The sequence below is a fragment of the Caballeronia sp. HLA56 genome (assembly GCF_054655155.1).
In genome coordinates this window covers 2400245-2419169 of the sequence record NZ_BAAHOB010000005.1, presented here as the reverse complement: position 1 = coordinate 2419169, position 18925 = coordinate 2400245, and the positions used below count along the sequence as shown (strand labels likewise).

The 18925-nt window shown below is 62.8% G+C and carries 18 protein-coding genes and 1 tRNA gene; 11 read left to right on the top strand and 8 right to left on the bottom strand.

The window, feature by feature from the left end; genetic code table 11:
- Positions 1 to 100 precede the first annotated feature (100 nt).
- Entirely contained in the window at positions 101 to 1039 is a 939-nt protein-coding gene (locus tag ACYQ47_RS30875) for an EamA family transporter (protein ID WP_459908547.1), read from the top strand.
- 381 nt (positions 1040 to 1420) lie between these two features.
- A complete protein-coding gene (locus ACYQ47_RS30870) occupies positions 1421 to 2200 on the top strand; it encodes a DUF4397 domain-containing protein (RefSeq protein ID WP_250464294.1) in 780 nt (259 codons plus the stop codon).
- 297 nt (positions 2201 to 2497) lie between these two features.
- Here the strand turns inward: ACYQ47_RS30870 and ACYQ47_RS30865 are convergent, their stop codons facing one another.
- Both ACYQ47_RS30865 and ACYQ47_RS30860 read right to left on the bottom strand, forming a co-directional pair.
- Positions 2498 to 2632 carry an entericidin A/B family lipoprotein gene (locus ACYQ47_RS30865; protein WP_244827565.1) on the bottom strand — a complete coding sequence of 45 codons (135 nt, stop codon included), beginning with the start codon at positions 2630 to 2632 and terminating at the stop codon, positions 2498 to 2500.
- 150 nt (positions 2633 to 2782) lie between these two features.
- Complete coding sequence (locus ACYQ47_RS30860; protein WP_459908544.1) at positions 2783 to 4270, bottom strand: sensor histidine kinase; 1488 nt, start codon at positions 4268 to 4270, stop codon at positions 2783 to 2785.
- A 173-nt stretch (positions 4271 to 4443) separates the two neighbouring features.
- Here ACYQ47_RS30860 and ACYQ47_RS30855 point away from each other — a divergent pair, with 173 nt between their 5' ends.
- The 5 genes from ACYQ47_RS30855 (at position 4444) to ACYQ47_RS30835 (ending at position 6855) form a co-directional block, all read left to right on the top strand.
- Positions 4444 to 4620 carry a DUF1328 domain-containing protein gene (locus ACYQ47_RS30855; protein WP_132450940.1) on the top strand — a complete coding sequence of 59 codons (177 nt, stop codon included), beginning with the start codon at positions 4444 to 4446 and terminating at the stop codon, positions 4618 to 4620.
- A 61-nt stretch (positions 4621 to 4681) separates the two neighbouring features.
- Positions 4682 to 4843, top strand: coding sequence for a DUF1328 domain-containing protein (locus ACYQ47_RS30850; RefSeq protein WP_040048814.1), 162 nt, complete (start codon positions 4682 to 4684; stop codon positions 4841 to 4843).
- Between the two features lie 188 nt (positions 4844 to 5031).
- Positions 5032 to 5607, top strand: a complete 576-nt coding sequence (locus tag ACYQ47_RS30845; RefSeq protein WP_244827567.1) for a ferritin-like domain-containing protein — start codon at positions 5032 to 5034, stop codon at positions 5605 to 5607.
- 114 nt (positions 5608 to 5721) lie between these two features.
- Positions 5722 to 6354, top strand: a complete 633-nt coding sequence (locus ACYQ47_RS30840; RefSeq protein WP_244827568.1) for a response regulator — start codon at positions 5722 to 5724, stop codon at positions 6352 to 6354.
- Between the two features lie 45 nt (positions 6355 to 6399).
- Positions 6400 to 6855: a response regulator gene (locus ACYQ47_RS30835; RefSeq protein WP_244827569.1), complete on the top strand. Its 456-nt coding sequence runs from the start codon at positions 6400 to 6402 to the stop codon at positions 6853 to 6855.
- Here ACYQ47_RS30835 and ACYQ47_RS30830 read toward each other — a convergent pair.
- Both ACYQ47_RS30830 and ACYQ47_RS30825 read right to left on the bottom strand, forming a co-directional pair.
- Positions 6852 to 8075, bottom strand: coding sequence for an MFS transporter (locus ACYQ47_RS30830; RefSeq protein ID WP_459908540.1), 1224 nt, complete (start codon positions 8073 to 8075; stop codon positions 6852 to 6854). The genes ACYQ47_RS30835 and ACYQ47_RS30830 overlap by 4 nt on opposite strands.
- 69 nt (positions 8076 to 8144) lie before the next feature.
- Positions 8145 to 8498, bottom strand: coding sequence for a hypothetical protein (locus ACYQ47_RS30825; protein ID WP_244827571.1), 354 nt, complete (start codon positions 8496 to 8498; stop codon positions 8145 to 8147).
- A 182-nt stretch (positions 8499 to 8680) separates the two neighbouring features.
- On the opposite strand from ACYQ47_RS30825, the gene ACYQ47_RS30820 reads away from it, so the two are divergent.
- Together ACYQ47_RS30820 and ACYQ47_RS30815 are read left to right on the top strand one after the other, a co-directional pair.
- On the top strand, positions 8681 to 8956 hold the full coding sequence (locus ACYQ47_RS30820; protein ID WP_244827572.1) for a hypothetical protein: 276 nt from the start codon (positions 8681 to 8683) through the stop codon (positions 8954 to 8956).
- Between the two features lie 132 nt (positions 8957 to 9088).
- Positions 9089 to 9301, top strand: a complete 213-nt coding sequence (locus tag ACYQ47_RS30815) for a hypothetical protein (protein ID WP_250464302.1) — start codon at positions 9089 to 9091, stop codon at positions 9299 to 9301.
- Positions 9302 to 9507: 206 nt separating this feature from the next.
- Here ACYQ47_RS30815 and ACYQ47_RS30810 read toward each other — a convergent pair.
- A tRNA-Leu gene (locus tag ACYQ47_RS30810) sits at positions 9508 to 9592 on the bottom strand.
- Positions 9593 to 9694: 102 nt separating this feature from the next.
- On the opposite strand from ACYQ47_RS30810, the gene ACYQ47_RS30805 reads away from it, so the two are divergent.
- On the top strand, positions 9695 to 10168 hold the full coding sequence (locus ACYQ47_RS30805; RefSeq protein ID WP_250508840.1) for a metallophosphoesterase family protein: 474 nt from the start codon (positions 9695 to 9697) through the stop codon (positions 10166 to 10168).
- Positions 10169 to 10225: 57 nt separating this feature from the next.
- Here ACYQ47_RS30805 and proP read toward each other — a convergent pair whose 3' ends face one another.
- The 3 genes from proP to argA form a co-directional block, all read right to left on the bottom strand.
- Positions 10226 to 11701, bottom strand: coding sequence for a glycine betaine/L-proline transporter ProP (gene proP / locus ACYQ47_RS30800; protein ID WP_459908537.1), 1476 nt, complete (start codon positions 11699 to 11701; stop codon positions 10226 to 10228).
- A 667-nt stretch (positions 11702 to 12368) separates the two neighbouring features.
- A complete protein-coding gene (locus ACYQ47_RS30795) occupies positions 12369 to 12641 on the bottom strand; it encodes an oxidative damage protection protein (protein ID WP_244827576.1) in 273 nt (90 codons plus the stop codon).
- A 65-nt stretch (positions 12642 to 12706) separates the two neighbouring features.
- Complete coding sequence (gene argA, locus ACYQ47_RS30790) at positions 12707 to 14077, bottom strand: amino-acid N-acetyltransferase (protein WP_459908535.1); 1371 nt, start codon at positions 14075 to 14077, stop codon at positions 12707 to 12709.
- Positions 14078 to 14099: 22 nt separating this feature from the next.
- Here argA and hrpA point away from each other — a divergent pair, with 22 nt between their 5' ends.
- Entirely contained in the window at positions 14100 to 18866 is a 4767-nt protein-coding gene (gene hrpA / locus ACYQ47_RS30785) for an ATP-dependent RNA helicase HrpA (RefSeq protein ID WP_459908533.1), read from the top strand.
- Positions 18867 to 18925: the final 59 nt, after the last annotated feature.

Below are 18925 nucleotides of genomic sequence, written 5' to 3'. Positions count from 1 at the left end.
GCGCGCGCGTTCTTCAAGCTCATGCCCCGTTCGGTCGATTGGCGGCAGTCCCCATTGCAAGTCTCTTGCCCCGATCCGGGCGCGCTTCGCGGAGTAATGCATGTCTGCCGTACCTCCGCGTCTGCCGCTCGGTTTTCCCGACCGCTTTCCGTTTCGCGCTCCTCGCAGCCTCAAGGGACGCGTCGCGCTCGCGTTGGCCGTCGTTTATCTCGTGTGGGGATCGACGTATCTCGGCATTCACCTGGCGCTCGAATCGTTTCCGCCGCTCATGCTCGGCGGCCTGCGTAACCTGTGCGCTGGCGTCGGTCTCTTCGTGATTGCCGTGCATCGCAAGGCGGTGTGGCCGACGGCGCGTGAAGTACGTAATGCAGCGATCGTCGGGACTTTGCTCGAAGGTTTGTCGAGCGGGATGATGGCTTACGGCATGCGCACGGTGGGAACCGGCACGGCTGCCGTGATGGTGGCTACCGTGCCGCTCTTCGCGACGATCTTCACCGCGCTTGCCGGGCGCAGTGTGGCGAAGGGCGAATGGTTTGCGGTGGCGCTGGGTCTCGTGGGTATCGTGTTGCTCAATCATGGCGATCCCTCGCCGAGCTCGACCGTCGGCACGCTTGCCATCTTGTGCGCGGCAATTTTTTGGGCGGGCGGGGCGCATCTGGCAAGCCGTCTCTCGCAGCCTTCCAATCTGCTGATGTCGACTGCGTTGCAGATCGGGCTTGGCGGGCTTATCGCGACTGTCATCGCGTTCGTGTCAGGCGAGCGCCTTGGCCCAGTGAGCATGGGCGCGGGGTTTTCGTTCTTGTATCTCGTCGTGATCGGTTCGATGGCCGCGTATGTCGCTTATAACTTTCTCATTCGGAACACGAGCACGATTGTCGCGACGAGTTGTCTTTACGTGAATCCGGTCGTCGCGGTTTTATTGGGCGCTTTGTTGCTCGGGGAAATCATCACGCAGTGGACGGTTGTCGCCACGGTCGTGATTTTGATGAGCGTTGCGTTGTCGTTCTGGTTTGATTATCGGCGGCGCGGGTTGATTTGAGCTGCACGCCTTCCGCCTTTCCTTTTGTAAAAACCTCCTCCGCGCGCTGCATTCGCTCGTATCCGGCGCCGCTTTAGTCGGCCTTCCAGCTCGGCCCGAGCAATTCTTCTAACGAATAACAAAGCCTTGCGGCGCAAGGCTTCCCGTCATATCTGCCGCCTCTGCGCACCGATGCAGGGCATGCGCATTGCTCAATGCCGTCACCCTCGAACGACAGTTTCATCGGCATGACACGAAAGCCTGTCGTTCAAGGGAATAGAAGCAAAAGAGAGAAGGGGTCTTCCGAGGCGCGCCGGGCAATACGCATGATCACTTAAGCGTGGTGCTCGCAGCGCGGACCGGACAACAAAATCAATGATTAAAGCTAAGGAAGGTGGAAACATGAAGCTCATCCGCACAGTCACCGCGCTTGCCGCTGTCGCCTCGCTCCTGTCCGCTTGTGGCGGCTCCGACGACGTAGGCAAGGAACTCGGACTCACGAATCCAGAAGTCCACTTCATCCACGCGATCCCGAGTGCCCCCAACGTCGATTTCTACGACAACGGCAAGGTGCTGCAAGCGAATCTCGGCTACCAGACGGTGACGAACTTCGCAAACATCGATACGGGCCAGCAGAACTTCTCCTACGCCGCCGTCAACACGACGACGCAACTCGCGACCGACACGAGCATCTCGAATGCCGCCAAGGGTCACGAGTACACGGTGATCGCGCTGCCTGACGCGGGTTTCCTGCCGTCCATCGCCGTGATCGACGATCCGTTCGACAAGGGTCTGCTCTCGAACAGCGCGCGGGTGCGCGGCTTCAATGCGTCGGCGAATGCGCAGACTCTCGATCTGTATCTGGTCGCACCGGGGACGAACATCGCGACCGTCAATCCGACGATGGCGGGCGTCGGCTTCAAGAACGCCGTGCCGGCAACGACGCAAGACTCGCTCTACGTCAACGGCGGGACGTATCAGCTGGTCGCGACGCTGCCGGGTTCGAAGACGCCGGTGTATGCGTCGGCATCGTTCAATCTGAGCAACAACGCTGATTGGCTCGTGACGACGCTGCCTTCAGGCAACGCGCTGTCGCAAGTGATCCCGAACAAGATTCGCGTGCTCGTTGCACAGGGCGGCAATACCACGACGCCTGCAATCGAGTTGCCGGACACGCTGTAAGTTGAAGCGCCCGGGTAACAGGGCGCAGTTATTGACGAGCCCCACGCTGCCACACGCGTGGGGTTTTTTCATTCGAAGAGGAGCGGGTTTATGACCCTCGCAGACATCCGGCCGCCTACCTACGTGCGAACGTCGCCGATCACGCGAGGCAAGCAAGCCTCAGGCGCCACGCATCCACGCTCTCTCACGTACTAAAGATAAACGAAAAAAATCCCGCCAAAAAACATGACGGGACGACAGAAAATCAGCACGAAACATCAACGCGATGAGCGCCTGGCTCACCGCGCCGCGGCCAATTTACTTATGCTCTTCGGCCGAATTCGAAATAGCCTGACCGCCCTTCGAGATATCCTGGCCCGCGCCCGACATGGTATTGCAGCCCGCGAGCGCGGCGGTGCCGGCGATCAGCAGCAAAGCGATGATTCGAGTCATGTGTGTTCCCCTTGAATTAGAAATTCGGGTAGCCCTTCGAGGCTTCCGTTGTGATCAATCATAAAAAAGCGGCGTAGTCGCCGCTGTAGGCGCACACGGGTTTTTGGTGTCGGCCGTCTCTGCTATTGGCGTAAGTATCGTCCTACGTAATCAGGCAAGCGGAACGGCCGCCGGCGCGCTTGCATCGATGAACGTGCCCGCGCTGCGCTCGCGTGGCATCGACACGCTGATGCGCGTGCCATGCGGCGCCACGCGTTCGATCTCGAAGCGCCCGCCGCGCGCCGACACGCGCTGACGCATGCCGACCAGTCCGTGCGTCTGCGTGCGCTTCAAATCCTGCGGACGTATGCCGATGCCGTCATCCGCGATAGCGAGCGCAACGTCGTCACCATCGAGCGCGAGCGCGATTTCGATGCGGTTCGCGCGCGCGTATTTCGCCGCGTTCGTGAGCGTCTCCTGCGCCACCCGAAAGAGCGCGATCTCGATAGCCTCGCCGAGCTTTACATCGTCGCCGGGAAGATCGAATTCGACGCTCCAGCCGTTGCGTTGCGCGGCTTCATCGGCGAGCGAGCGCAGCGCGGTCACGAGACCGAAGTTGGCAAGCACGGTCGGCCGCATGTCTTCGATAATTCGCCGCTTGAGCGCAATTCCCTGGTCCAGATTGCCGATGGCGCGCGCGAGCTTGTCGGACATGGCGGGTTCGCTCGTCCTGAGCTTGCCGCGCACCCACGCGACATCCATCTTGCTCGCGGTAAGAATGGAGCCGAGTTCGTCGTGCAGTTCGCGCGCAAGTTCGGTCTTTTCGTTTTCGCTCACGGATTGCAAATGCCACGCGAGTGCTTCGAGCTGACGCGTGCGTTCGAACACGAGCCGGTCGAGTTCCTCCTGCTGCGTAATGAGCTTCTTCTGCACGCGGTCCTGCTTGTCCAACTGGATACCGAGATTGCGGAACAGCAGCAGGAACAGGACGATGTTGAGCGCGCACAACGCGCCGACGCACAACGTGGAAATGCGCTGATCGGCGCGGCTTGCATCGAGCGCGTGCTGCGCGCGTTGCTCTTCGTTCAGCCGCAAGAGGGCGAGCGCGGCATCGAGCGTGGCGCTGGTGTCGGGCGACGGCGTCGCCACGACGCGGGCGCGCATTTCCGCATCCGCGGGCGTCTTCGACAGATCGGCGAGATGCGCCTCACCTTGCGCGATGTTCTCGTCGGCCGCCGCGCGAATCTGCGCGAAGCTCGCAAGCGCGGCGTCATCGCCGATGCGGCGGTAATAGCTATCGAGCGATGTCAACGCGCGGCGCACGCGCCCGGCCGTTTGCGCGAAGTGGCTCTTGTAGGTGTCGTCGGCGGCGAGCGCGAAACCGCGTTCCTCGGCGCTGAGCGTGGCGATATCGGCCGCCAGCGACGATAACTGCGCGGTGGCGCTTTTTGCATCGAGCGCGGTCTCGTACTCGGCCGCGATGCGCATGCGCCCCGATTCCAGAATCACGAGCCCGCCGACGGTAATGACGATAGCCACCGTCATCGCGACCGCCCAGCTATAGCGATGCATCCATTCGTTGATATGCGTCGCGCGCCGGGCGAGTCCCTGTGGAGTTTCAGATGCTGCCGGCGCGGCGTCTTTTAGAACGTGGCTCATGGTGTGTTTCTGCGGTTCCGGCGGGCGTCGTGAGCCACGCCGGCAAAGCCGTTTGAAAGCGGATGTCGGTGGATTCCCACAGCAAAAAAGGAGCCAGCCCGGATGCGCGCGCCTAAAGGCCCGGCTAGCATGGGTTCGTCATCATTTTTCAATCATTCCAACGGGGAACGATCATGCTGAAGTGGGCATTGTTTTTCGCGATCGTGGCCGTGATCGCCGGTCTTCTCGGGTTCACGGGTGTGGCGGCGGGCGCTGCGACCATCGCCAAATTCTTGTTCGTGCTGTTCCTGATTTTGTGCGTCGTGTTCCTGGTACTCGGTTTCGTCGTCACCAAGAAAATAGTCGATTAGCGACCAACTCACTCGCGCCCGAACCTGAATCAGACCATCAAAAGCAAGTCAGGGGGATTCCATGCTTCATTACGCTGCCGTTTTCTTCGTCATCGCGATAATCGCGGCCGTGTTCGGCTTTACCGGCATTGCCGCGGGCGCCGCGGAAATCGCCAAGATCCTTTTCTACATTTTCCTGGTGGTGTTCGTCGTCACGTTGCTGCTGGGCGTGTTCCGAACCTGACGTACGCCTGAAAGCCTTGCTGCACCGGGCCGCTCGCGCGGCCCGCGCCTTTTGCGAAGCATTGGTGGGAGCAGGCATGGCGCGTGCATCGGAGCTTTTTGATTGGATAGCAGGGCCCTATGAACAAAGCGGCACGCGTAGGCCTGCTCCAGCGAACGTCTTTCATCAAATATCAAGGAGCGAACCAAATGTCCAAATCGTCTGCTGTACAAGCCGCGCCGACTCAATCGCGGGACGCATTCGTCCTCGACGTGGAAAAGATCCGCGCCGATGCGCGCACGCACATGGACGAGGGCCCGGTCACGCCGAGCTACGGCGCGGACCGCGAAGTCGTGCTCAAGCTGCTGAACGACTCGCTCGCGACAGAAATCGTCTGCACGCTGCGCTACAAGCGTCACTATTTCATGGCCAAGGGCATTCATTCTGAAGCTGTGGCGGCAGAGTTTCTCGAACACGCCAACGAGGAACAGGAACACGCCGATACGCTCGCGGAGCGCATCGTCCAACTGGGCGGGGCGCCGAACTTCGCACCCGACAGCCTGAAGTCGCGCTCGCATTCCGAGTACAAGGAAGGCTCGGACCTGATCGACATGATCCGCGAGAATCTGATCGCCGAGCGGATTGCGATCGATACGTATCGGGAGATCATTCGCTATCTCGGCGACAAGGATGTCACCACGCGCCGTATCTTCGAAGACATCCTGGCGGTGGAAGAAGAGCACGCCGACGACATGGCCGATCTGCTGGAAGGCCGTAACGGCTAAATAGCAGGGCATGCCGGCATGACGTCACGCGATGCGCGGAACTCGTCCGAGACCGCGCATCTTTTGCGTGGGCGCATGCGTACAATGGCGGCTCATCCCTGATTTCAAGCGCGAATGATCCGAGTCCTGATAGCCGACGACCATGCGATCGTACGCAGCGGTTTCAAGCAGTTTGTCGCGGACGAACCCGATATGGAAGTGGCGGCGGAAGCCTCCACTGGCGACGAAACCATCGCGCACGTGCGCGTTCAGGCGTTCGACGTGGTGTTGCTCGACATCGCGATGCCAGACAAGAACGGCGTCGATACCTTGCGTGTCATCAAGCAGATTCGTCCGGAGCAGGGCGTGCTGATGCTGTCGGGCTATCCCGAGAGTCAGTACGCGATCAACTTGTTGAAGGCGGGCGCGAACGGTTATCTGAACAAGGACGCGGCGCCGGAAGAAATCGTCCGGGCGATTCGCACGGTGGCGCGCGGGCATCGGTATCTGTCGGAATTCATCGCCGACGCGCTCGCCGACAAGCTCGACAAGCCTGCCGCCGAACGCCCGCACGAGGCGTTGTCCGAGCGCGAGTTTCAGGTCTTCTGCAAGCTCGCGGCCGGGCGTATTCCGACTGAGATCGCGGAAGAACTGCATCTGTCGGTGAAGACGGTGAGCACGTACCGCGCGCGCGTGCTCGAAAAAATGAGGCTGGCGAACAACGCGGATCTCACGTATTACGCAATCAAGAACGGCCTGATCGAATAGCGCGACGCGCAGTCGGACGGCAAGCTGAACCGGAGGGCGCCCGAAGTGGGCAAGCACATCATCACCGACGACCGTGCGCAGCAACGCGAAGCGCGCGACACGCCGCTCGCGGTGCTGCTTATCGAGGATTCGCCGCTGATCCGGCGCAGCCTGACCGAAGCCATCGACGCGCTCGGTCCGTGGCGCGTGACCGCGTTCGCCGAGGCTCCGGACGAAGCCATCGCGCTCTTGTCGTCGCAGCGGTTCCATGCGGTGATCATCGACTTGCAACTCAGGCACGGCTCGGGCATCGAGGTACTGGCGTGGTTGCAGGAGAGCGGCAAGGCATCCATACACGACGAGGCCTTTGTCGCGGTGCTCACCAATCACGCGTTGCCGACGTATCGCGAGCGCTGCCAGCAATATGGCGTGCGCCATTTCTTCGATAAATCGCTGGAGTTCGATCGGGTGCTGGATGCGCTTTGCCGGCACGCGCGGGAAAGACAAGGTGAGCGCGGTTAGCGATCCCCGCCGCCGGAGCCCGCCAACGAATCTGCCGCTTCCCGCCCGCGCCAGTGACTGAACGCCGCCAGCGCCGTCGCAGCCAGCCCGACGACGCAAACGCCTGTCCATCCCATTGCGTGCCAGGCGAGCGACGCCAGCGCCGATCCCAACGCCCCGCCGATAAAGTAAGCCACCATATAAACCGTATTCACGCGGCTGCGCGCCTCCGGCTTCAATGCGTAAATGCGCGACTGGTTGGATATCTGCGCGGCCTGCACGCCGATATCGAGCACGATCACGCCGATGACCAGCCCCGCGATGCTGCGCGCCGAAAACGCGAACACCACGAACGACAGCGCAACGAGCCCGATGGACAACGTGATCACCGCGCGCGGCCCACGCCGGTCCGCCGACTTGCCCGCAAGCGGCGCCGCGAGCGCGCCCGCCGCGCCGACGATACCGAATAGTCCCGCGGCCTGCGGTCCCATGTGAAACGGCTCGCCAGCGAGCAGGAGTGTGAGCAGCGACCAGAACGCGCTGAATGCTGCAAAGAGCGCGCCGCCCGTGAGCGACGCTTCGCGAAGCCCGGGATTCTCGACAGCGAGATGCCACATCGACACGAGCAGCTTGCCGTAGGGCAAGGTAGACGTCGGACGGCTCTTCGGCAGCCGCGCAACGACGACGACCGCCAGCACGATCGTCGCGACCACGGAAGCGCCGAACACCGCGCGCCAGCCGAAGTATTCGGCAACGAAACCCGACACCGTCCGCGCGAGCAGGATGCCGAGCAATAGACCGCTCATCACCGTGCCGACGGCATGACCGCGCTCGGCGGCTGGCGCGAGTTCGGCGGCGAACGGCACGGCTTGTTGCGCGATGGTCGCGACGACGCCAATGGCAAGACTCGCGGCGATCAGCACGGCGAGCGTCGGCGCGACGCACGCCACCACGAGCGCCACGCCGAGCGCGGCCAGTTGGAGCAGGATCAGAAGCCGCCGGTCGAAGCGATCGCCGAGCGGCGCTAGCACGAGCATGCCGAGCGCGTAGCCGAGTTGCGTCGCGGCGGGCACCGCGCCGATCAGATACGCGCTGCCGGGAAACGAACCACGGAAATCGCCCAGCAGCGGCTGATTGAAGTAGATGTTGGCGACCGATACGCCCGCGATGGTCGCAAGCAGCCAGAGCGTGGCGCGCGAATAGTGCTGATGATGACTCGAGGAATCGGACGAAGCGGTCATGGTTGCCTTGAGTTGAGCGCGAGAACGGCGGCGAGCCGCCGTGGAGATGCGCGCTTCCGGTCGCCCGCCTTACTGCGCGGCATCGTCCGTGGGCTGCGGCTTCTTCACGAGCCTGGCGGGCGCGAGCCATTGAAAGCCGGTCAGCGTGTTCTCGGCGAACGTGCATTCGGCGGCGGCGGGCGTCTGGACGATTTTCGTGGCGGGCGGCTTGGGCTGCGTCGGGAATTCGCCGCGCACGACGACGCGCGAACCGTGGTAGCTTGCGCCCGATCCGGTGAGCTTCAGTGGCGCGCTTGCGGCGTCGGGATACTCGGCGCGCACGCGGTCCTTGCACGTTTCGACGTTGCGGTAATAGGAAGTGCAGCCGGACAAGAGCACGAGCGGAAGGCAGACCAGCAAGAAGAGGCGGGAACGGGTAATCATTGGTGAACAGGGTGAATGCTCGGCCGCGCGAGGGCGCATCGGAGCGAAATCAGGGGATGGCGAGCTTTATAACATGCGGGCGCGGCTTGCGTGACCGCATCGGCGTCGTGCTCGTTGGCGTGCTTGCCTGTCGTGCATGCGGCGCGCGGCGGTAGCACAATCGGCGAATAGCGTTTCGTTTTGTGGAGGCCATCGTCATGCGCAAAGATATCGAAGCCGGCGAATATCTGCTGGCGCTCAACGCGGAAGAAAGCGAAAACGAGTCCGGCGCGGGCTATGCGGTTCGTGTGCGGGTGGCGCGCATCGACGGAAAAGCGGTGCACGGCTCGCGGTTGGTCGATGATTCCGGCGAGATGATCGGCCCGCACGGTCCGTTCGAGACGATAGCGGGAGCCCTCGCGCATGGCGAGGCGTGGGGGCGCCACTACATCGCGCGCGTATTGGCGCACGGGTTGTAACGGCGGGTGGCGGCGCAGGGAGGGATGTCGTCCCCGCGAGGCGAGGGTGCGCGCGCGAATTATCGGCCGCTAGACTTGGCCTTACCGCTCGGTCCTGCGCCGATCGGCTCAAGCCAGTTTGCGGAGATTGCCATGACGCCCGTTGCGCTTTACGTCACGCCGAACTATATCGCCTCGGTTCGCCGGGGAAGAGGACGTGAATGTTTTGGAGGCACCGTGAGGTTTATCGGTGTGGATGCGTTGCCGTTCGATATCGAGCATCTCTGCCTGCTCGACCGCGAAACGCCGATCGAAGCCTTGTTCGATGCAGTGAGGGATGCAGAACGCTTGTTGAATGCGGTGTGATCCGCGATATCGATGCAGCAGGCAGGCGAAGGAAAGCGCAACGGGGTTGATCCCGCAGCGGGGCGCGGTCTCGGCCCGCTGCGCTATTACCCGCGTGGTGGTTTCAATTGTGTTCGTGGTCGTTCAAGTCTGAACGGAAACAGCGCGCGCCGCGATAAAAGACGACTGGCTTTATGCTGTCGATTCAGCGTGAAACCATGGGCGAGTGGTACCGGGGACCGGACTTGAACCGGCAAGCCGTTAGGCGGCGGATTTTAAGTCCGCTATGTTTACCAATTTCATCACCCCGGCAGAGGGCGGACGCGAATTCTACCACTGCCATGCAGCGCGCCAAAACAGCGCGACGACAGCAAGTGAATGGCCCGCGCTCCGAGCGCATATCGACGAGAAAACATGACCCTCATCGGCCTCATCTCCGACACGCACAATCTCGTTCGCCCCGAAGCGCTCGAGGCCCTGCGCGGCTCTGCACACATCATCCACGCCGGCGACATCTGCAAGCGCGAAGTGCTCGATACGCTGGCGCAACTGGCTGCGCTGACCGTCGTGCGCGGCAATAACGATATCGGCGACGATGTCGCGATGTTGCCCGAGCACGCGCGCATCGACTTGGCGGGCGCGACAATCCATGTCGTGCACGATATCGCCGATGTGCCGAAAGCACTCGATGGCGTCCATGTCGTCGTGACCGGGCATTCGCACAAGCCGCTCGTCGAGAAGCGCAATGGCGTGCTGTTCGTGAATCCGGGTAGCGCGGGGCCGCGAAGGTTCAAGTTGCCGATCACGGTCGGTCTGCTCGAAATCGGCGAGACGGGTGACTCTGAGGACACGGACATAAAGGCGCGCATCGTTACGCTCATCGAATAAAAAAAGCCGGCGCTCTTGCACGCGCCGGCTTTTGTTCTAACGACTCAACCTCGATGCTCAAGCCCGAACGGTATTCTCGGGAAACGAGCCATCCATCTCTGCTGCCTCGCGATGACCGCGCAGAATCGCATGCGCTTCCGAATGCGATGCCACCGCGGGCGGCGAGCCCTTCAGCGGCTTTTTGGCCGTCTCGCGCAGCGCGAGGACCGAAACGATGCCGATGATCGACGCGCCCATCAAATAGTACGCGGGCATCATCAGATTGCCGGTCTTGTCGACGAGCCACGCCGTCACGAGCGGCGTCGTGCCGCCGAACAGCGACACCGACACGTTGAAGCCGATGGCGAGCGCGCCATAACGAATCTTAGTCGGGAACAGCGCCGGCAGCGACGACGGCATCACGCCCGTGAAACACGACAGAAGCGCACCGAGAATCATCATGCCCGCGAAGATCGAAGGCACGGTGCCGAGGCGGATCAGCGAGAGCGCCGGGATCGACAGCAGCAACAAGCCGACGCAACCCGCGAGCATCACCGGTTTGCGGCCGATCGTATCCGACAGACGGCCCGCGAACAGCGTGAGCGGCATCATCAGCACCATCACGACGAGCACGATGAAAAGGCCATGCGTCTCGTTGAACTTGAGCGTCGCCGAGAGATAGCTCGGCAGATACGACAGCGCCATGTAGTCGGTCACGTTGAAAATGAGCACGAGGCCCACGCACTGCAAGAGCGGCTTCCATTGCTGCACGAGCGTTTCGCGAAACTGCTGCTTGGTCGTTTCGTGCGACACGGCTTCGGCCTTTTCCGCCTCGCGCTGGAACGCGGGCGTCTCTTCGAGCTTCATCCGGATATACAAGCCGATCAGCCCGAGCGGACCCGCGATCATGAACGGAATGCGCCAGCCCCAGCTGAGGAGCGCCTGTTCGGACAACGCGGCAGTCAACACCGCGACCACGCCTGCGCCGAGCACATAGCCCACGAGCGTGCCGAGTTCCAGGAAGCTCGACATGAAGCCGCGCTTCTTGTCCGGCGAGAATTCGGCAATGAACGTCGCCGCGCCGCCGTATTCCCCGCCCGTCGAAAAGCCTTGCAACAAACGCGCGGCGAGCAGCAGCACCGGCGCCATCACGCCGATGGTCGCGTAGCTCGGAATGAGACCGATACAGAAGGTGCCGACGGCCATCATGATCATGGTCATCGCGAGCACGCGCTTGCGACCGATGCGGTCGCCGAGCGGACCGAACACCATGCCGCCGATCGGGCGCACGAGAAACGCGGCCGCGAACGTGCCGAAGGTGGCCAGCAACTGCGCGGCCGGACTGCTCGACGGAAAAAAGACCTTGCCGAGCGTCAGGGCGATGTAGCTGTACACGCCGAAGTCGAACCATTCCATCGCGTTACCGATAGCCATGGCGCCGACCGCGCGCTTGAGAAGCGATTGATCGACGATGGTGATGTCGTCGAGCGTCATATCGGACGCCTGGCTCGATGCGCCTCGTTTGCGCCAGAGGCCGTCATGTGAAGCATTCATAGTGCGAGAGACTCCGTGTTCAACCCCGCGCGCGCGATGCCAGCGCCGGGTGCGCCGCTCCGAGGGCGGCGACTACTGCCGATATCGGCCGGAATAGTGCAGTTTCGCGACGGCGCCGCATGCGTACTTTCAGCCAATGGCCGAAATCGATGGCTCCGCGCAGCCCTGAATGAAGTCAGCGCTGAAAAGTGCGTAGCAAATGCGGTGCCGGTGCCTCGCGGAAGAAGTCGCGAAATTGCACTCGGGAAATAGCAAACGAATTTGACGTGCGGACGGCGAACTCAGTGAGTTGCCGCGGGTGGGCCGCGACGTCGGCGAAAACCAAGGCTTGAAACGAAAAAGGCCGGCGCGACGTTTTGATGTCGCTCGAAAACCGACAAGCCTCTTTGTATGAAACTGTCACTGCCGCGTTCGGATTCAGGTTTTAAGCTCGAACTGACCGCGCGAATGATGGTGAATTGCTGTTGATAACGAGCAAGATGATAACACGATGACAGACGAAGCGCAAACCAGCCTGTCCGGGCGCTCGCTTGAAAACGCGCAATCCCTTGCTGGGCTTAGGATTACGCTTAGTCGAATCTGTCCTTAAGCGCTTGTTGAAAAGGACGAGCGCTCAACAAAAAACCGGCCACTCGGACCGGTTTTTGAGAGCCAATTAGGCTTAAATTCAGCTTTGCGGCGGCACATATCCCGTCGCGGTGTCGGCGCCTTCGCCGAAGAAGTACTTCTCCGTTTGCTTGAGCAAGTACTGGCGCGCGCGCGGGTCGGCCATATTGAGCCGGTTTTCGTTGATCAGCATGGTTTGCTGCTTGAGCCAGCCCTGCCACGCTTCCTTCGACACCGTTTCATAGATGCGCTTGCCGAGTTCGCCCGGCAGCGGCGGAAAGTCGAGTCCTTCGGCTTCCTTGCCGAGCTTTGCACATTGGATCATTCGGGCCATCGTCTGTTTCTCCTATTGAGTAGCGGAGCGCGTGCGTTCGTGCGCACGGCGCGTGCAATGTCGGTTCAAAGCTGTTTCATCAGGACGAGCGATTTGCGCTGCCAGTTGTAGAGTCGCCGGCGATCTTCCGGCAGATCGTCCACCGTGACCTTCACGAAACCGCGCTTGAGGAACCAGTGTTCGGTGCGCGTCGTCAGCACGAAAATGCGCGTGAGACCGCGAGCGCGCGCGCGTTGTTCGATGCGCTTGAGCAGGCGCTCGCCATCGCCGGAACCTTGCGCCTCGGGCGCGACGGTCAGACACGCCATCTCGCCGATGCGCTCCTGCGTGTACGGATAAAGCGCCGCGCAGCCGAAGAGCACGCCATCGTGCTCGATGACCGAGAAGTGGTCGATGTCGCGTTCGATCTGATGCCGTCCGCGCCGCACGAGCGTGCCGTCGGATTCGAGCGGCTCGATCAGCGTGAGAATGCCGCCGACGTCGTCCGGCGTCGCTTCGCGCAGACTTTCGAGATTCTCGTAGGAGATCATCGTGCCGACGCCGTCGTGCAGGAAGAGTTCGAGCAGCACGCTGCCGTCGAGCTTGTACGGAATGATGTGCGCGCGCGCCACGCCGCCGCGGCAGGCGCGAATGGCGTGCTTGAGATAAAACGCGGTATCGCCCTGAGGCTCGCCGCTTTCGTGAAGCCGGTAAGCGTCGTCGAGCGACATTTCCCGCACGAGTTCGTTTTCCTGATCTTCGAGGCCGGGAATCTCGGTCACGAAGATGATCTTGTCGGCGCGCAAGGCGATGGCCGCGGCGGACGCGACGTCTTCCATCGACAGATTGAACGCTTCGCCAGTTGGCGAAAAACCGAGCGACGACAACAGCACGAGCTTGTTGCTCGCAAGCGACTGGCGGATGGAATCGCCGTCGATCTTGCGCACGACGCCCGTGTGCTGGAAGTCGACGCCATCCAGAATGCCGACCGGCCGCGCCGTCACGAAGTTGCCCGACACCACGCTGATGTGCGCGTGAGCCATCGGCGTGTTCGGCAAGCCCTGGCTGATGGCGGCTTCGATGTCGAGGCGCACTTCGCCAGCGGCTTCCTTCGCGGATTCGAGCGCGCGCGCGTCGGTAATGCGCAGCCCGTGCGAGAACGACGATTCGACGCCGTGCAGACTCAGTTGCTCGTCGAGTTGCGGACGCGAGCCGTGCACCAATACGACGTGGATGCCCATGGCGTGCAACAGTCCGACGTCCTGGACGAGCGCATTCAGGCGGCCTTCCTGCACCAGTTCCCCGCCAAACGCGACCACGAAGGTTTTGTTTCGGAACGCGTGAATATAGGGCGCAACGGAACGCATCCAGTCGACGAACTGGGCGTGGGGATTCGGCGCTTCGGCTTCGACTGCGGCCGGCTGCGACGGGATGGCGAGGTCGGTAGGGGAATTCATGCCGGGATTATAATGCGATGCTATGCCGAATGTTTCCAGACGCCCCACCCAAGGCGGCAAGCCGCCATCCGCCGACAAGTCGCTCGATACCCAGGAGCAGTTGAAGAAACTGCGCGAAAGCTTGCTGCGCGACGCGCAGACAGGCGAGGACGAGGCTGCCGGTCTCAGCAAGAAGGAACTGGCCGCGCGGCGATTTGCGGGCGGCGGTGCGGTTGAGGGCGCGGTTGGGACTTCGGGTTCGCACGGGCAGAATGCGAAGTCGCCGACGCCGGTGGCTTCGCAGCCTCGGCGCGGCGCGCAGCAAGCGGCCGGAGGGGCTGCCGCCAAGTCGCAAAAGCCGAAGCCGCAGTCTCCGGTCACGCAGGAGTCGCGAGGAGTCGCACCGCAAAGTCGCGTGGAGCGCAAAGCGCCGCAGGAACCGTCGTCGCGAAAGCTGGATGCATCGGCTGATCGGAACACGTCGCTCGCGCGCCCGGCAAGCGCACGCGATATCGCCAAACCTTCCTCTTCGCGCGATGCAAGTAGTTCGCACGATGCTCGCGGCGAACAGCGCAGCACGCAGGCGCGCCAAACGACTTCTGCTTCAACCGCGCGGCCGGTCGAGGCACAAGGCACCCGACCTTCAAAAAACGATTCTCGCGCGGAGACTACGCGTGCCGAACACAGCGCGCGCGACGAACGGCACAAGGCCGAGGCGCGGCAAGTCGATCGAAGCGCACCACCGGACAACCGATCCCATCGAGAGCAGGCCGCAGCGCAAACGCACTCGAGTGCGCGCAACGCGCAAGCCGGGCAGGTTCGCCACGTAAGCGACGAGCGTTCACCACGTGAGGCGCGCGCGGCGCGAGCCAGCGAACCACGCGCCAAGCAACAAGGCGAAGTCTCCGCAGTTCAGCCCGCGAGGCAACACAACGTACGCCCACCGCGCCGCGAGGGGCGCGCCGTCACCCCCAACCCCATCCCGCCGATCACCTTTCCCGAGGCACTTCCCGTCTCCGCCCGTCGCGAGGAGATCGCGCGCGCGATCGAAGGGAATCAGGTCGTGATCGTGAGCGGCGAAACCGGCTCCGGCAAAACCACGCAGCTCCCCAAGATCTGCCTCGCGCTCGGACGCGGTCTCGGCGCGGGCGGCAGCGGTCTCATCGGTCATACGCAACCGCGCCGGATCGCGGCATCGGCGACGGGGCGGCGTATCGCCGAGGAACTCGCAACGCCTTTCGGCGAAGTGGTCGGCTACAAGGTGCGCTTCACCGACAACCTCGCGCCGGGCGCATCGGTCAAGCTCATGACCGACGGCATCCTGCTCGCGGAAACGCAAACCGACCCGCTGCTGAGCGCGTACGACACGATCATCATCGACGAGGCGCACGAACGCAGCCTGAACATCGACTTCCTGCTCGGCTATCTCAAGGAAATCCTGCCGAAGCGCCCGGACCTCAAGCTGATCGTCACGTCCGCGACCATCGACGCGCAACGCTTCGCGCGCCACTTCGGCAGCGACGAAAAGCCCGCGCCCGTGATCGAGGTCAGCGGGCGGCTGTATCCGGTCGAGGTGCGCTACCGGCCGGTGGAGGAAGACAGCGCCGCCGTCAAATCGGCGCAAGGCACGCTGCAAAAGCGCAACGACCGCAAGGCGGACCGCGATTTGATGGAAGCCATCGTCGATGCCGTCGATGAACTCTGCCGCGTCGGTCCCGGCGACGTGCTCGTGTTCCTGCCCGGCGAGCGCGAAATTCGCGATGCCGCCGAGGCGCTGCGTAAGCACCATCCGCCGCATACGGAAATCCTGCCGCTGTTCGCGCGCCTTTCCGCTGCCGAACAGGAGCGCGTGTTCAAGGCGTCGAACGCGCGGCGTATCGTGCTCGCGACCAATGTCGCGGAAACGTCGCTGACGGTGCCGGGCATTCGCTATGTCGTCGATACCGGCATGGCGCGCGTGAAGCGCTATTCGTATCGCAACAAGGTCGAGCAGTTGCAGATCGAGTCGATCTCGCAGGCCGCCGCCAATCAGCGCGCGGGCCGGTGCGGGCGCGTCGCGGACGGCGTCTGCATTCGTCTCTACGACGAAGCCGACTTTCAGTCGCGCGTGCGCTTCACCGATCCCGAGATCCTGCGCTCGTCGCTCGCGGCGGTGATCCTGCGCATGAAGTCGCTGCATCTGACGGCGATCGAAACCTTTCCGTTCATCGAGCCGCCGCCGGGTCGCGCGATCGCCGACGGTTACCAGTTGCTGAACGAACTCGGCGCCGTCGACGACGACAACGCGCTCACGCCGCTTGGCCGCGAACTCGCGCGGCTGCCGCTCGATCCGCGCGTGGGCCGCATGATTCTCGCCGCCCGCGATCATAACGCGTTGACGGAAGTGTTGATCATCGCGTCGGCGTTGTCGGTGCAGGACCCGCGCGATCGTCCGATCGAAGCGCAGGAGCAGGCGGATCAGGCGCATCGGCAGTTCGTCGACGAGCGCTCCGAGTTCCTGCAATGGACGCGCATCTGGAAGTGGTTCGACGAAGCCATTGCGCACAAGAAGTCGAATCGACAGTTGACCGATGCGTGCCGCGCCAACTTTCTCTCGCATCTGAGATTGCGCGAATGGCGCGACGTGCATTCGCAACTTCTCACGGTCGTGCGCGAACATGGCTGGCGTCTGAACGAATCCGACGCGACGTTCGAGCAAGTGCATCTTTCGCTTCTCACGGGGCTGCTCGGCAACATCGGCATGAAGGCCGACGACGAGCCGCATTATCTCGGCGCACGCGGCATCAAGTTCCATTTGTGGCCGGGTTCCGCGCTGCTGAAGAAAGCGGGCCGCTGGGTGATGGCGGGCGAACTCGTCGAGACGAGCCGGCTGTACGCGCGGACCATCGCGAAGATCGAGCCGGAATGGCTGGAAACGGTCGGGCCGCATCTGTTGCGCAAGTCGCTTTCCGAGGCGCATTGGGAGAAGAAGGCCGCGCAAGTGGTCGCGTATGAACGCGCGACGCTCTACGGTCTCACGGTCTACGGGCGGCGGCGCGTGAGTTACGGCCAGCAGGACCCGAAGTACGCGCGCGAGTTGTTCATTCGCGGCGCGCTGGTGGAAGGCGAGTTCGACACGCGTCTGCCGTTCTTCGCGCACAACCGCAAGCTGGTCGCGGACATCGAGCAACTGGAACACAAGTCGCGCCGTCAGGACGTGCTCGTGGACGACGAACTCATCCACGGCTTCTACGATTCGCTCGTGCCCGAAGGCATCTGGACCGGCGCGGCGTTCGAACGCTGGTATCGCGACGAGCAGCGCAAGGAGGGCGGCAAACAACTGCTGTTCCTTTCGCGCGACGACCTGATGCGTCACGAGGCCGCCGGCGTCACCACCGACCTGTTCCCGAAGCGCATGACGATGTCGGGCATCGAAATGACGCTCGCGTATCACTTCGAGCCGGGCGCGCCGCGCGACGGCGTGACGCTCACGGTGCCGCTTTATGGCCTGAATCAGATCGATGCGCGCCGCGTCGAATGGCTCGTGCCCGGCATGCTCAAGGAAAAGACGCAACTGCTCCTGAAGTCGCTGCCGCAAAAGCTGCGCCGGCATGTCGTGCCCTTGCCGGATTACGCGGCGGGCTTTGCCGAGCGCAACGCGGGGCCGAGGTTCGGCGCGGGTGCCTTGGTCGATGCGCTCATCGCCGATATTCGGGAGCAGACGCAAGTCGCCGTGAAGAGCGCGGATTTCAAGCTCGAAACGCTGCCTGCGCATCTCTTCATGAACTTCAAGGTGATCGACGAGCACGGCCGCCAGCTCGCGATGGGCCGCAATCTCGCGCAATTGCGCGCGGAACTCGGCGGTCAGGCGCAGCAGCATTTCCAGAAGCTGACGGCAAGCGCGGCTTTCGATGCACTTTCCGCCGATTCGCCAAACGCGCTGCAGACGCAGGCCGCGAGCGCGTCCACCGGCACCGCGCTCTATGAAAACCTCACGACGTGGAATTTCGGCAAGCTGCCCGAGCTGCTGGAAATTCGACGTCGCGGGCAGACGCTGTTCGGCTATCCGGCGCTCGTCGATCGCGGCGCGCATTGCGACGTCGAAGTGTTCGATTCGCCGGAGGAGGCGGCGCGGATTCATCGCGCGGGCTTGCGGCGGCTCTTCTGGCTGCAATTGCGCGAGCCCATCCGCTATCTGGAAAAGAATCTGCCGGGGCTGCGCGAAATGTCGATGCAGTTCATGGCGCTCGGCACCGCCGACGAGTTGCGCGATCAGATCGTCGATACGGCGCTGGATTGCGCATGTTTGCAAGACCCGCTACCCGACGACGACGTGAGCTTCCACGCTCGCCGCGATGCCGCGAAAGGCCGGCTCACGCTGCTCGCGCAGGAGATCGCGCGGCTGGTCGGCGCGATCCTCGGCGAATACGCGGCGCTTCTAAGGAAGCTCGCGCAGGCGAAGCCGTTCGCCCAGGCTTACGCCGATATCCAGTCGCAGTTGAACGCGCTCATCGGCAAGCGCTTCGTGATCGACACGCCTTACGCGCAACTCGCGCATTTCCCGCGTTATTTGAAGGGCATCGGGCTGCGAATCGACAAGCTGAAGGCCGATCCGGCTCGCGATGCGCGTATTTCCACGGATCTGCATCCGCTCGTGCAGCAATATCAGCGCGCGCTCGCGCAACGCGGCGGCGTGGCGGACGCGCGGCTCTCGGAATATCGCTGGCTGCTGGAGGAACTGCGCGTGTCCCTGTTTGCGCAGGAACTGCGTACACCCATGCCCATTTCGGTGAAGCGCCTGCATAAAGTCTGGGAATCGATGCAGCGCTAAAGACGAAGCCGCGCAATGCCGATTTTTTCGCCAAAAAAACGGCATTTCTTGCGCCGTTA